The 12,815-nt window shown below is 69.3% G+C and carries 13 protein-coding genes; 8 read left to right on the plus strand and 5 right to left on the minus strand.

Annotated features, from left to right (window positions below; translation table 11 throughout):
• Window positions 1-29 precede the first annotated feature (29 nt).
• The 3 genes from ACZ5CR_RS39515 to ACZ5CR_RS39525 form a co-directional block, all read right to left on the minus strand.
• A complete protein-coding gene (locus tag ACZ5CR_RS39515; protein ID WP_468866944.1) occupies window positions 30-734 on the minus strand; it encodes a response regulator in 705 nt (234 codons plus the stop codon).
• Between the two features lie 283 nt (window positions 735-1,017).
• Window positions 1,018-1,692, minus strand: coding sequence for a CBS domain-containing protein (locus ACZ5CR_RS39520; RefSeq protein WP_468866946.1), 675 nt, complete (start codon window positions 1,690-1,692; stop codon window positions 1,018-1,020).
• A gap of 35 nt (window positions 1,693-1,727) precedes the next feature.
• Window positions 1,728-2,192, minus strand: a complete 465-nt coding sequence (locus ACZ5CR_RS39525; protein WP_468866948.1) for a cyclic nucleotide-binding domain-containing protein — start codon at window positions 2,190-2,192, stop codon at window positions 1,728-1,730.
• A 293-nt stretch (window positions 2,193-2,485) separates the two neighbouring features.
• On the opposite strand from ACZ5CR_RS39525, the gene ACZ5CR_RS39530 reads away from it, so the two are divergent.
• Together ACZ5CR_RS39530 and ACZ5CR_RS39535 are read left to right on the plus strand one after the other, a co-directional pair.
• On the plus strand, window positions 2,486-2,794 hold the full coding sequence (locus ACZ5CR_RS39530) for an SHOCT domain-containing protein (RefSeq protein WP_468866950.1): 309 nt from the start codon (window positions 2,486-2,488) through the stop codon (window positions 2,792-2,794).
• Window positions 2,791-3,018: a hypothetical protein gene (locus ACZ5CR_RS39535; RefSeq protein ID WP_468866952.1), complete on the plus strand. Its 228-nt coding sequence runs from the start codon at window positions 2,791-2,793 to the stop codon at window positions 3,016-3,018. The genes ACZ5CR_RS39530 and ACZ5CR_RS39535 overlap by 4 nt, the downstream gene beginning before the upstream one ends.
• Before the next feature lie 181 nt (window positions 3,019-3,199).
• On the opposite strand, the gene ACZ5CR_RS39540 is transcribed toward ACZ5CR_RS39535, so the two are convergent.
• Window positions 3,200-4,912 carry a SulP family inorganic anion transporter gene (locus tag ACZ5CR_RS39540; protein ID WP_468866954.1) on the minus strand — a complete coding sequence of 571 codons (1,713 nt, stop codon included), beginning with the start codon at window positions 4,910-4,912 and terminating at the stop codon, window positions 3,200-3,202.
• A gap of 262 nt (window positions 4,913-5,174) precedes the next feature.
• Between ACZ5CR_RS39540 and ACZ5CR_RS39545 the strand changes: the two genes are divergently transcribed.
• From ACZ5CR_RS39545 to ACZ5CR_RS39555, 3 genes are all read left to right on the plus strand, one after another.
• Window positions 5,175-5,804 carry a hypothetical protein gene (locus tag ACZ5CR_RS39545; protein WP_468866956.1) on the plus strand — a complete coding sequence of 210 codons (630 nt, stop codon included), beginning with the start codon at window positions 5,175-5,177 and terminating at the stop codon, window positions 5,802-5,804.
• 160 nt (window positions 5,805-5,964) lie between these two features.
• A complete protein-coding gene (locus tag ACZ5CR_RS39550) occupies window positions 5,965-6,870 on the plus strand; it encodes a universal stress protein (RefSeq protein ID WP_468866958.1) in 906 nt (301 codons plus the stop codon).
• A 22-nt stretch (window positions 6,871-6,892) separates the two neighbouring features.
• Complete coding sequence (locus tag ACZ5CR_RS39555; RefSeq protein WP_468866960.1) at window positions 6,893-7,777, plus strand: universal stress protein; 885 nt, start codon at window positions 6,893-6,895, stop codon at window positions 7,775-7,777.
• Window positions 7,778-7,791: 14 nt separating this feature from the next.
• Here ACZ5CR_RS39555 and ppk2 read toward each other — a convergent pair whose 3' ends face one another.
• Window positions 7,792-8,595: a polyphosphate kinase 2 gene (gene ppk2 / locus ACZ5CR_RS39560; RefSeq protein ID WP_468866961.1), complete on the minus strand. Its 804-nt coding sequence runs from the start codon at window positions 8,593-8,595 to the stop codon at window positions 7,792-7,794.
• A 48-nt stretch (window positions 8,596-8,643) separates the two neighbouring features.
• Between ppk2 and ACZ5CR_RS39565 the strand changes: the two genes are divergently transcribed.
• The 3 genes from ACZ5CR_RS39565 to ACZ5CR_RS39575 are packed head-to-tail and all read left to right on the plus strand — an operon-like array spanning window position 8,644 to window position 12,813.
• Window positions 8,644-11,028, plus strand: a complete 2,385-nt coding sequence (locus ACZ5CR_RS39565) for a phosphoketolase family protein (RefSeq protein WP_468866964.1) — start codon at window positions 8,644-8,646, stop codon at window positions 11,026-11,028.
• A gap of 31 nt (window positions 11,029-11,059) precedes the next feature.
• On the plus strand, window positions 11,060-12,073 hold the full coding sequence (gene gap / locus ACZ5CR_RS39570; protein WP_468866966.1) for a type I glyceraldehyde-3-phosphate dehydrogenase: 1,014 nt from the start codon (window positions 11,060-11,062) through the stop codon (window positions 12,071-12,073).
• Window positions 12,073-12,813, plus strand: a complete 741-nt coding sequence (locus tag ACZ5CR_RS39575) for an HAD family hydrolase (RefSeq protein ID WP_468866969.1) — start codon at window positions 12,073-12,075, stop codon at window positions 12,811-12,813. The genes gap and ACZ5CR_RS39575 overlap by 1 nt, the downstream gene beginning before the upstream one ends.
• The last annotated feature ends 2 nt before the right edge of the window (window positions 12,814-12,815 follow it).

Consider the following 12,815-nt stretch of genomic DNA (forward strand, 5'->3'; position numbering starts at 1 on the left):
CCTCCGGCGCCGGACGGCCCGGATGTACGTCACCGTGCGGGCGGCCGTTCACCGGACCCTGGATGGTCGAGTTGGGACGCGAGAACCGCCGCCTGGACCCGACGGTGGACGCCCAGTTTGGCCAGCAGCCGAGAGATGTGGTTCTTGACGGTCTTCTCGGACAGGTAGAGCTTCTTGCCGATCTCGCGGTTGGTGAGCCCCTCTCCGATGAGCTCGAGGATGTCCCGCTCACGCGGCGAAAGGCTTGCCAGCTCGGGGGCGATCGCCGGGGTCTCGGCCGGAACCGCACGCAGAGAGCGCATCAGCCGCGCGGTCGTGGCGGGGTCGAGCATGGACTGGCCCGAGGCGACGGTACGTACGGCCGAGACCAGGTCGGTTCCCTTGATCTGCTTGAGGACGTAACCCGCGGCTCCTGCCATGATCGCGTCGAGCAGGGCGTCCTCGTCGTCGAAGGACGTCAGCATCAACACGGCCAGCTCTGGCATTTGGCTCCGCAGCTCGCGGCAGACGGTGATCCCGTCTCCGTCGGGCAGACGTACGTCGAGAATGGCGACGTCCGGGCGGAGGGCGGGGCCGCGTACCAGCGCGTGCTCGACGTTCTCGGCATCGCCGACCACCGAGATGTCCAGTTCGGAGTCCAGGAGGTCGGCCAGGCCGCGCCGTACGACCTCGTGGTCGTCCAGGAGGAAGACGCGGATCGGGTTCTGCTCCGTGAAAGTGCGTGCCTCGGTCATGACGACCTCTTGTTCCCCGTTGGTTGACAGGTTGCGGGCTGTCCGTGAGGACGACCATCAATCACCTGGCCTGGATGCACTAGGGCCGACTGGCCCCACTCGTACCCACAATGCGCCCTGTCCGGCCCACTGGCCACGGGCCAGTGGCCCATCCCGGAACCGGGCCCTCGGTGGCACCGCCCTTGTACGGGTCGACTGTTCACGGTGCTTGCGGTGCTCGTGCTCGTCGTGCCCGTCAGCCGGACGGAGGCGGCGGCACGTCTCGACGAACAAGCTTCGCCTCCTACGTGACAGCCGTTTCCTCCGAAGAGCTGCCGTTCCCCTCCAACTCGAACTCCACGTCCACAACGCCCTCGACGGCTCGGACCAGGCGCGCGCCCACGGGGACCAAGGACGTGTCCCGGACATGCCCTCCGAGCGTCACGACTCCCTCCTCGACCGTCACCCGGACACTCGAGGCCGGCTGAGGGAAGAGATACGACACGACTTCCCTGCGTACCTCCTCGGCGATCTCCTCGTCTTTTCGGAGGAACACCTTCAGCAGATCTGCGCGGCTGACGATGCCCTCCAGCATGCCCAGGCCGTTGACGACCGGAAGGCGTTTGACCTTGGCGTGTGCCAGCGTCCGTGCGGCCTGGGCGAGCGTCGCGTTCGGATGGACGGTGAGAGCGGGGGAGGTCATCAGCTCTTCCGCGGTCAAGGCGCCGGCCTTGGCGAGGTCGCTCAGGCGCCGCAGTTGCGTGGAGCGGTCGGGGTCGCCGTCGCGGAACTCTTCCTTGGGCAGGAGATCGGCCTCGGAGACGACACCGACGACGCGGCCCTCGCCCTCCAGCACCGGCAGGGCGCTGACCTTCCACTCCTGCATCAGCTGAACGATCTCCTTGAAGCGCGCCTCGCGGCCGATGGCGGCGACCGTGTGGCTCATGACATCACTCACGATGTGCGGTGTGCCGTGCATGGTCACTCCTTGATCGCGTCGGATTGCAGGTGTGGTCACAGGGCGCTTCCGCTGCCGTATGGGGCGTAGAGATCGAGCAGCCGGGTACGGGACGAGCGCAGCCGACGGGCGAGGATGTCGCCCACCCACTGGGTGACGGCGTGGCCCAGGGCGGGGTCCTCCTGGCACATGGCCCGAACAGCCACGGCGTCGAATTCGTACGCCCGGACAGGCGCCGTGGTCTCGGCCCCCAGATGCCAGGTGTGCGGTGCGAACAGCCAGGACCAGCCGACGAGTTCGTTGTGGCCGAGGGTCTCGATGACGGCCGGCCGGCGGCCGGGCACGTGGATGTCGAGGCTGACCGTGCCGGTGCGGATGATCCAGAACCGGTCGGCGCGTCCGCCTTCCTCGAAGAGACGGATCCCTTGCGGCAATGACACCTCGCGGGCGATGCGCATCAGCCGCTGCTGGTGCTCGGCGGGCAGTGCCCGCAGCATGTTGTGAGTGGTCGAAGAGTTCATGACGGCCCTCCAGAGCGGGCGTACTGACCTGCCACGTTCAGCATGTGCCCGTGCTGCGGGCGCAGGCCATGGGCCACCCGGCCCGTCGGCTGTGCCACCCGGTCCCGCGCGAGAGCCGTTCAGCAGCCTGTGGCATCGCCTGCCGAAACGACGAGGAGCGCCCAAGGCCGTCGTGGGCCGGTCGTTGGCGGGTGCGGCCCGAACGGCCCCTTCGCTGACCCTCCGCCCTGCGGAAGGGTGGTGAGCAGGCAAGGCGTGGCAGCCTCCGGCGACGCATTCCGGAGGTGCGGGCTTTGCGCCTCAACCAAGAGCAGGTGATCGGCATGATGTGGGATGACGGCGGCTTGGGCTGGGGCGGCTGGTTCTTCATGGCCCTCTTCATGGTGATGTTCTGGGCGCTGGTGATCGCCGGGATCGGCGCGCTGGTCCGCTACATCGTGGGCGGTCATCACGGCCACCAAGGCGGCACGCCTGCCCCTTCCGGTGAGCCCGGGTGGGAAAGCAGGCGAGCGGAGGACCTGCTCGCCGAACGGTTCGCCCGCGGGGAGATCGACGAGGACGAGTACAAACGGCGCCTCGTACTGCTGCGGGAGCTCCGGTGAGCGCGAACCGCCCGCGCGGGATCTGGCTGGTTGCAGGGGCAGCCGCCGCACTCAGCCTGGGTGAGGCGTCGCGCAGCTGCGGTGCCGGGACCGGGAACGGCATCACGCCCGGCGCGATGGCCTGGACCACGCTGACGCTGCAGCCCGGCCGCTACGAACTGGTCTGCAACGTGCGCGGCCACTACATGGCAGGCATGTACACGGAGTTGGACGTCACACGCTGACCACGGTGCGCCTGTCCGGCAGGCATCACGGAGCCTTCCTGTGAGCGGCAGTCAGGCGGCTTGTCCGTAACCGTCCGAGGCGTGCGGGTCATCGCCGCGCAGGGGGCTGAAGCCGACGTGTCCAAACCGCGGCGTCCGCTTCCCCCGCGCACTCGGTGATCCGCGCGCACGCGCTGACGGCCTACTGAGTACGGCTCCACTCCCGGTACGCGGCCAGAGCCGTCGGCAGGGTGGGGAAGATCAGGTCGGGGCCCACGGTCTCCTTGAGGCCGTACGCCTCCAGGTCGTCCAAGAGATCCTGCTTGACCCGGGCGAGGGCGAAGACCACCCCTCGCCGGGTCAGTTCGCGGCGCAGGGCATCGACCGCGTCCAGGGCGGTGATGTCCACCTCGACGTTGGCCTCGGTGTTGAGGACGAACCAACGGACCGGGCCGGTACGTTCGTCGACGGCGGCCAGGGCACGGCGGTGGAAGTCCTCCGCGTTGGCGAAGAAGAGCGGTGAGTCGTAGCGGTAGACCAACAGGCCCGGGACCGTACGGGCTTGGGGGTAGTCGTCGACATCGTGCATGCCGGCCATACCCGGGACGAGACCCTCGATCGCGTCGTGCGGACGGGAGACCCGGGTCAGCAGCTCCGCGACGGACAGGCCGATGGCGACCAGCACGCCGTACAGGATGTCCAGAGCAAGCACGCCGGTCAGACAGCCGACTGCCAGCAGGAGCTCCCGGCGGCGGAATCCCGCCAGGCGCCGGAAGCCCGCAAGGTCGATCATGCGAAGGGCGGCGTACACGACGAGAGCCCCCAGGGCGGCTGCCGGAGTGCGGGACAGAAGCGGGCTGAGGAAGAGCAGGACGGAGAGGACCGCCGCGCCGGCGATCAGCGAGTACGCCTGGGTGCGGGCGCCCGTGGAGAACGCGAGCGCCGTGCGGCTGGCACTGCTGCTCACGGGGAAGCCGTGCACGACGCTCGCGCCGAGGTTGGCCGCGCCCAGGGCCAGGAACTCCTGATTGGCGTCCAGGCCTGGGCCCTGCTCGGCACGGCCGTGGAAGGCCCGCGCGGTGAGGATGACGTCGGTGTAGCCGACCAGGAGCACACCGAGGGCGGGCAGCAACAGGTGCGGCAGCTCGGTGAAGTCCGGCACGGCCAAGCCGGGCAGCCCCGACGGGACCTCACCGATCACCTTGATGCCGTGCCGGTCGTCGAGGTCGAGAACGACCACGGCCGCCGTGCCGAGCACCATGGCCAGCAGCGGACCGGGCACCGCGGGGGCGCATCGCGCCACCGCGAGCAGGAACGCGAGTACGGAGGAGCCCAACACCAGCGTGGCCACATGGGTTTGTGTCAGATGCGTTGAGAAGGACCAGAGCTGAGGGAAGAAGGCGGAGGCCGTCGTGCGCACCCCGGTGAGCTTGGGCAGCTGATCCGCCATCATGATCAGTGCCACGCCCGCCAGATAGCCGATCAGCACCGGCCGGGAGAACAAGTCCGCGACGAACCCCAGCCGCACCGCCCACGCGACGAGGCACAGCACCCCGACGGTCATGGCGAGGGCGGCCGACAGCGCGGCGTAGCGGGCGGGGTCCCCGGCGGCGAGTGGACCAACGACGGTGGCCGTCATGAGCGCGGTCGTCGACTCGGGGCCCACCGACAGCAGGCGTGAAGAGCCGAGCACGGCGTACAGGGCGAGCGCGGGCAGGATCGCCCACAGCCCTGCGACCGGCGGCAGTCCGGCCACGTCCGCGTACGCCATGACCTGGGGGACGAGGTACGCGGCCACCGTCACCCCCGCCAACAGGTCGCCCTTCAGCCACGAGCGCCGGTAGCGGCAGAGGAGGCCGAGCCCGGGCGCCGCACGGCGCCACCTCGGAATGCGCTCGCCCGAGCTGGGGGACATGAGTCTCCTTCTGCCGCGTCAGCTCAGGTTCCCCCGGCGGGAGGACGACCGCGAGACGTTGGCCTGACCGAAGATGGCCCGAGGTCGTCGCGACGATGTTCCGCCGGAGCCGACAGGCCTGTCCGAAAGGCCAACAGGCCTGTCCGAAAGGGCCGTTCAGCCCCACCGTCACGGACCATCGGCACCCGCCTGTCAACGTCTCGTGCGACCAGAGTGACCGGTGTCGGACACCGTTCAGACCGTTCCCGAAGGGACCACCACCATGGCCACACACGAGCACGCTCACCGGAGCCCGGGGCTCCACCTGCTGTCGTTCCGCGCGAACCGGACTGACTCCGCCTCGGAGTCCGCCGCATCGGCCCGCACCGACACGCACACCGCGCGGGATCACGCCTTCGCATCCCTGCGTCTGCTCACCGGGTTCGTCTTCTTGTGGGCCTTCCTCGACAAGACCTTCGGGTTCGGTTACGCAACCCCGTCCGGCAAGGGCTGGATCGACGGCGGTTCGCCGACCATGGGATTCCTCAGCGGTGTGGCTGCCGGACCGATGGAGTCGACCTTCCACTCCTGGGCCGGTGACACCTGGGCGGACTGGCTGTTCATGGCCGGATTGCTCGGGGTCGGACTGGCCCTCGTCGGCGGGTTCGCTCTCCGGCTCGCGGCCGTCGCGGGCACCGCGATGATGGCGCTGATGTGGCTCGCCGAGTGGCCGCCCGCCAAGCATCTCTCCGACGGGTCGCCGAGTATGTCGCCCAACCCGTTCGTCGACTACCACCTGATCTACGCGGTCGTCCTGATCGCCCTCGCGCTGGCCTCCGCGGGCGACACCCTGGGCGGCGGGAAGCTCTGGGCCAGGCTTCCGTTCGTCCGCACCAACAGGTGGCTTCGCTGACCTGGTGGGGGAGGAGGGCGCGGCGGGCCCGTCCACCAGGCCCGCGGCGTCCGCCCGTCTTAGGGCCGAACGGCCCCAGCCAAGTACACGTGGCCCCTGCACGACAACTCCGTAGGACATGACGCTGGAGTCGGACAGACGATTCCAGGAGGTGGAGACCATGCCCCGCACCATCATCGTGGGCCTCGACGGGTCACCCGAGAGCCGGGCGGCAGCCGAATGGGCGGCCCGTGAGGCCAAACTGCGCGGACTGCCGCTGAAGCTGGTGCACGTCTGGGAGCCCCTGCCCGATCCGATGGCGCAGGCACCGCTCCTCGGCGCCGAGACGCAGCAGCACTGGAGCGAGCGGATTCCGCGCGAGTCCGCCGAGGGAATGCGGCTGCGGCACCCCGGTGTCGAGATCACCGCCGAGCAGCTCTCCGGGCGGCCCGCAGATCTGCTGTCCGGAGTGGCGAAAGACGCCGCGGTGCTCGCCCTGGGCCGACGCGGAATGAGCGGGGTCGGCGGGTTTCTGGTGGGATCGGTCGGCCAGGCCGTCGTCGCGCGCGCTGAGCGGCCGGTGGTGTTGGTCCGCGCCGAGGAACAGGCCGCGGACGAACACCTGATGGACCCGGCGGGTGTTCCGTCGGCCGCGACCCCGTACCGGCCCGTGGTTCTGGGCCTGGACACCGATGACCCGGACCCCTCTCTCGTCGAGTTCGCCTTCGAGGCGGCCGAACGCCGCGCCACCACTCTCAGGGTCGTCCACGGCTGGAATCCGCCGCCCTACTACGCCTACGGCGTCGCCGCCGACGCGGACTTCCACAGTGAGCTGTCCCGGCTGGAGACCATCGTGCTGAGGGACATCGTGCGCCCGTGGCGGCAGAAGTTCCCCTCCGTCGAGGTCATCGAGGACTGCCGTTACGGATCAGCCGCCAACCACCTGGTCGCCGCCTCCCGCGGGGCCTGCCTGGTCGTGGTGGGCCGTCGCATCCGGCGCAGTCCTCTCGGCGTCCACATCGGTCCGATCACGCACGCTGTCCTGCACCACGCCACCGCCCCCGTCGCCGTCGTCGCGCATGGCTGACGTGCCCCGAGGGGAAGACGAGATGAAGTCAGCGATGGAACTGCCCCTGGTAGTGGGCGTCGATGGATCAGAGACCAGTCTGCGCGCCGTCGACTGGGCTGTCGGTGAAGCCGCGCTGCGCGGGGTGCCTCTCCGGCTCGTGTACGCCTCGCTGTGGGAACGCTATGAGGGGGCCGCTCTCGCCGACGCGTTCGGCGTGACCTCGGAACAGGTGCAGGCCGACACCATCGTCGATGCCGCGGCGGAACGTGCACACCGCCGTGAGGCGGACGTGAAGATCTCCACCGCGGTGCTGTGCGAAGAACCGGTGACCGCGCTGCTCAGCGAAGGACGTAACGCGTGCGCGCTGGTCCTGGGGTCCCGCGGCCGCAGCGGCATCGCCGAGCTGGTACTGGGCTCGGTGTGCCTCGCAGCCGCCGCCCGTGCCGACTGCCCGGTGATCGTGCTGCGCGGCAGTCACGACAATCAGGCGAAGCCCGCGGCGCGCGGACGCGTGGTGGTGGGAGTCGGCGAAGAGCCGGAGAGCGCGGCCTCCGTGCGCTTCGCCATCCAGGAGGCGGCGCACCGCGGGGTGCCCCTGGAGGCGGTACGTGCCTGGCGCTGGCCCGCTCACGAGACCATCGACCATCCCCTCCTGGTGGGCGATCCTGCCCGGCTGCACGAGGAGCGAGCCGCGTCGACCCTGGAGGCGGCGCTGCTGGACGTCCCGGCAGAGGTGGAACTGCACCGGCGCACCGTCGAAGGCCCCGCCCACAAGGCGCTCCTGGCCGCCTCGGCCGACGCCGATCTGCTCGTCGTCGGCGCCCGACGACGGCACGGGCGCCACGGACTCCAGCTGGGCCGGGTCGCGCATGCGGTCCTGAACCACTCCGCCTGTCCGGTCGCCGTCGTACCGCACTTGGCATGAGGGCAGTGACCGGCTCAGAGGCTCGCCGCGTGGTCGGGGACGAACGTCTGCAGATCACGTGGCGGGCGTACGTAGCCGGTCGACGGCGGCCGGGGCGGAAGCTTCAGCACCGGCGGGAGCACCTCACGGTACGGAAGGGAGTCGAGCAGGTGAGCGATCATGTTCAAGCGGGCCCGGCGCTTGTCGTCGCTCTCGACGACGAACCACGGTGCCTGCGAGATGTCGGTGTGCACCAGCATCTCGTCCTTCGCCCGGGAGTACGCCTCCCAGCGTGTGATCGACTCCAGGTCCATCGGCGACAGCTTCCAGCGTCGGGTCGGATCCTTCAGCCGCCGCCGGAACCGTTCCTGCTGCACCGCGTCACTCACCGAGAACCAGTACTTGCGCAGCAGAATGCCCTCCTCCACCAGCATCCGTTCGAAGATCGGGCACTGGCGCAGGAACAGTTGGTACTCCTCTTTGCTGCAGAAGCCCATGACGTGTTCCACACCGGCCCGGTTGTACCAGGACCGGTCGAACAGCACGATCTCCCCGGCTGCCGGCAGATGCTCGACGTACCGCTGGAAGTACCACTGCGTACGCTCACGCTCCGTCGGTGTGGGCAGCGCCACGGTGCGCGCGACGCGCGGGTTCAGATGCTCCGAGACCCGCTTGATCGTGCCGCCCTTGCCCGCCGCGTCCCGCCCCTCGAACACCACGACAAGCCGGGCGCCCTCGGCCCGCGCCCACTCCTGGACCTTCACCAGTTCCGTCTGCAGACGCAGCAACTCCCGCTCGTACGCCGCACGCGGCAACCTCGCCGACTTCTTCCCGGCCATGCCGCCCCCTCCGCTCGATGACGCGCCTCGATGACCTACGGAGTCACCATGACCAAGCACGAACACCAGGACAGCACGGTACTGACGGATAAGGAACTGCGCGCCCTGGACGCCCACTGGCGAGCCGCCAACTACCTTGCCGTGGGCCAGATCTACCTCCTGGCCAACCCTTTGCTGACCGAACGCCTGACGCCCGAGCACATCAAGCCGCGACTGCTCGGCCACTGGGGCACCTCGCCCGGCCTCAACCTCGTGTACACCCACCTCAACCGGGTGATCAAAGCGCGGGGTCTGGACGCTCTGTGCGTGTGGGGGCCGGGCCACGGCGGGCCGGCCGTGCTCGCCAACTCCTGGCTGGAGGGCAGCTACAGCGAGACCTACCCCGATATCCCGCGCGACGCCGGCGGTATGGATCAACTCTTCCGGCAGTTCTCGTTCCCGGGTGGAGTGCCCAGCCACGTCGCGCCGGAGACACCGGGCTCGATCCACGAGGGCGGCGAACTGGGATACTCGCTCGCTCATGCCTACGGTGCCGCCTTCGACAACCCGAACTTGCTCGTCACCTGTGTGATCGGCGACGGAGAGGCGGAGACCGGACCACTCGCCGCGTCCTGGCACTCCAACAAGTTCCTCGACCCGGTGCACGACGGTGCGGTCCTGCCGATCCTCCACCTCAACGGCTACAAGATCGCCAACCCGACGGTGCTCTCCCGGCTCCCGGAGCCCGAACTAGACGCGCTGCTGCGCGGCTACGGCCACGAGCCCATCCACGTCACCAGCGACGACCCGCACGAAATCCACCGCGCCATGGCCGAAGCCTTCGACCAGGCCCTGGACCGCATCACGTTGATGCAGTCCACAGCCCGCGAAGAAGGCGTGGCCGAACGGGTGCACTGGCCCGTCATCGTGCTGCGCACCCCCAAGGGCTGGACCGGGCCCGCCGAGGTCGACGGAGTCCAGGTCGAGGGCACCTGGCGCGCCCACCAGGTCCCCCTGTCAGGCGTACGCGAAAACCCGGAGCACCTGCGGCAGTTGGAGACATGGCTGCGCTCGTACCGCCCCGAGGAGCTCTTCGACGCCGAAGGACGGCCTACCGCCGATGTCCTGGCCTGCATCCCCGAGGGCGCCCGCCGGCTCGGAGCCACCCCGCACGCCAACGGCGGCCTGCTCGTACGCAAACTGCCCGTCCCGCCCCTCGACCGCTTCGCCGTCCCCGTGGACAAGCCCGGCGCCACCCAGCACGAACCCACCCGGGTTCTGGGCGACCTCATCGAGCAGGTCATGAAGGACACATCGGAACGCCGCGACTTCCGTCTCGTAGGGCCCGACGAAACGGCCTCCAACCGGCTGGGAGCCGTCTTCAACGTCAGCGGGAAGGCGTGGCAGGCCCAGACCCTCCAGGTGGACGAGCACCTGGACCGGCACGGCCGGGTGCTGGAGATCCTCTCCGAACACACCTGTCAGGGCTGGCTGGAGGGCTACCTGCTCACCGGCAGGCATGGCCTGTTCTCCTGCTACGAGGCGTTCGTCCACATCGTCGACTCGATGGTCAATCAGCACATCAAGTGGCTCAAGACATCACGGGAGTTGCCGTGGCGGGCACCCATCGCGTCCCTCAACTACCTGCTCACCTCGCACGTCTGGCGCCAGGACCACAACGGCTTCTCCCACCAGGACCCCGGCTTCGTCGACCACGTCCTGAACAAGAGCCCCGAGGTCGTCAGGGTCTATCTGCCGCCGGATGCCAACACACTGCTGTCCGTGGCGGACCACGCCCTGCGCAGCCGCGACTACGTCAATGTGATCGTCGCCGGCAAGCAGCCGTGCTTCGACTGGCTCTCCATGGACCAGGCCCGCGCCCACTGCGCCCGCGGCGCCGGAATATGGGACTGGGCGGGCTCCGAGCACGGGGACCGCGAACCGGATGTCGTCCTCGCCTGCGCGGGCGATGTCCCCACCCTGGAGATTCTGGCGGCCTCCGATCTGCTCCGCCGTCATCTGCCGGACCTGGCCGTGCGGGTCGTGAACGTCGTCGACATGACCCGGCTGCTGCCGCGTGAGGAACATCCGCACGGCATGAGCGACTTCGAGTACGACGGACTCTTCACCACCGACAAGCCGGTGATCTTCGCGTACCACGGCTACCCCTGGCTGATCCATCGACTCGCCTACCGTCGCGCCGGACACGCCCACCTCCATGTCCGCGGCTACAAGGAGATGGGCACCACGACCACGCCGTTCGACATGGTCGTCCGCAACGACATGGACCGCTACCGACTGGTCATGGACGTCATCGACCGGGTTCCCGGCCTCTCCGTGCGCGCCGCCGCCGTGCGCCAGCTCATGGCCGACGTCCGGACCCGGCACCACGCCTGGATCAGGGAACACGGCACGGACCTGCCCGAGGTCGCCGACTGGACCTGGACTGCCTGAAACCTCGTACATCACAAAGGAGTTCACCGCCATGACCACACGTGTCGGTATCAACGGCTTCGGCCGCATCGGCCGCACCTACCTGCGCGCGGCACTGAACCGGGCGGAGGCGGTCACCCAGGATGTCGAGGTCGTCGCCATCAACGACATCGCGCCGCCCGCCACCCTGGCCCACCTGCTGGAATTCGACTCGACGTTCGGCCGGATCGGCCGCGAGGTCACTCACGACGACAGTTCCATCACCGTGGACGGTCGGCGTATCAACGTCACCGCCGAACGCGACCCGTCGGCCCTTCGCTGGGCCGATCAAGGTGCCGACATCATCATCGAGTCCACCGGCCGGTTCCGTGACCGCGACTCAGCTGCCCTGCACCTCAAGAGCGGCGCCCACACGGTGCTGCTCTCCGCGCCCGGCAAGAACGCGGATGCGACCATCGTGATGGGCGTCAATGACGACACGTACGACCGGGACAGCGACCGCATCGTGTCGGCGGCCTCCTGCACCACCAACTGTGTGGCACCGATGGTGAAGGTCCTGCACGAGGCGTTCGGCGTCGACCGGGGCGTGATGACCACCATCCACGGCTACACCAACGACCAGGCCCTCCTCGACGGCCCGCACAAGGATCTGCGCCGGGCCCGTTCGGCGGCCCTGAGCATCATCCCGACCAGCACGGGAGCCGCCCGCGCCGTCGGTCTGGTCCTGCCGGAGATGGCGGGCGTCCTGGACGGCATCGCCGTCCGTGTGCCGGTGGAGGACGGCTCGCTCACCGACCTCGCCGTGGTGCTGCGCCGCGAAGCGACGGCCGACGAGGTCAACTCCGCCTTCGCCGAGGCGGCGAACGGCGCGTTGAACGGCATCCTGCGGGTGTCGAAGGCGCCCATCGTCTCCCGCGACGTCATCGGGGACCCGGCGTCCTGCGTCTTCGACCCTGCCCTGACGCAGGCGCACGGCACCCTGGTGAAGGTCTTCGGCTGGTACGACAACGAGTGGGGCTACACCAACCGGCTCCTGGACCTCACCGCGCTGGTGGCCGACCGCTGATGCGCACCCAACAGGACGGCACGGCTGCCGTACCCCGCGCACTGCGCGGTACGGCAGCCGTTGTCTTCGACACCGACGGTGTGATCACGGACTCCGCACGGGTGCACGCCGCCGCGTGGAAGACGGCCTTCGACGCCTCCCCGCTCATGGAAGGCAGGCGTCCCTTCGACGTACAGGACGACTACCTTCGATACGTCGACGGCAAGTCGCGTCTCGACGGAGCACGGGCCTACCTGGAGTCCCAGGGACCGGCCCCGACAGAGGCCGACGTCAAGGCCGTCGCCGCCGACAAGGAGCGGCTGTACACCGACCGGCTGCGCGAGCACGGCATCGACGCCTATCCCGGCACCGTCCGGTTGCTGGGTGTCCTGCGCTCCGCCGGCCTGGCGACAGCCGCTGTCTCGGCCTCCCGGCACGCTCGCGAACTTCTCGAACACGCCGGAGTACGCGACCTCTTCGACACACTCGTGGACGGCTCCGAAGCCTCCCGGCTACAGCTGTCAGGCAAACCTGACCCGGCCCTCTTCCTGGAGGCAGCCCGGCGCCTCGGAGTTCCCGCGGCCCGCGCCGCTGTCGTCGAGGACGCTCTGGCCGGAGTCGAGGCCGGGCGCCGCGGTGGCTTCGGTGTGGTGATCGGCGTGGACCGAACCCGCACGGCAGGTACCCGTGCCGCGCTGCTGAAGCACGGAGCGGACCTGGTGGTCGACGATCTCGCGGAGCTACTGGACTCGGAGGGCTGAGG

The organism is Streptomyces sp. NPDC031274 (assembly GCF_055570235.1).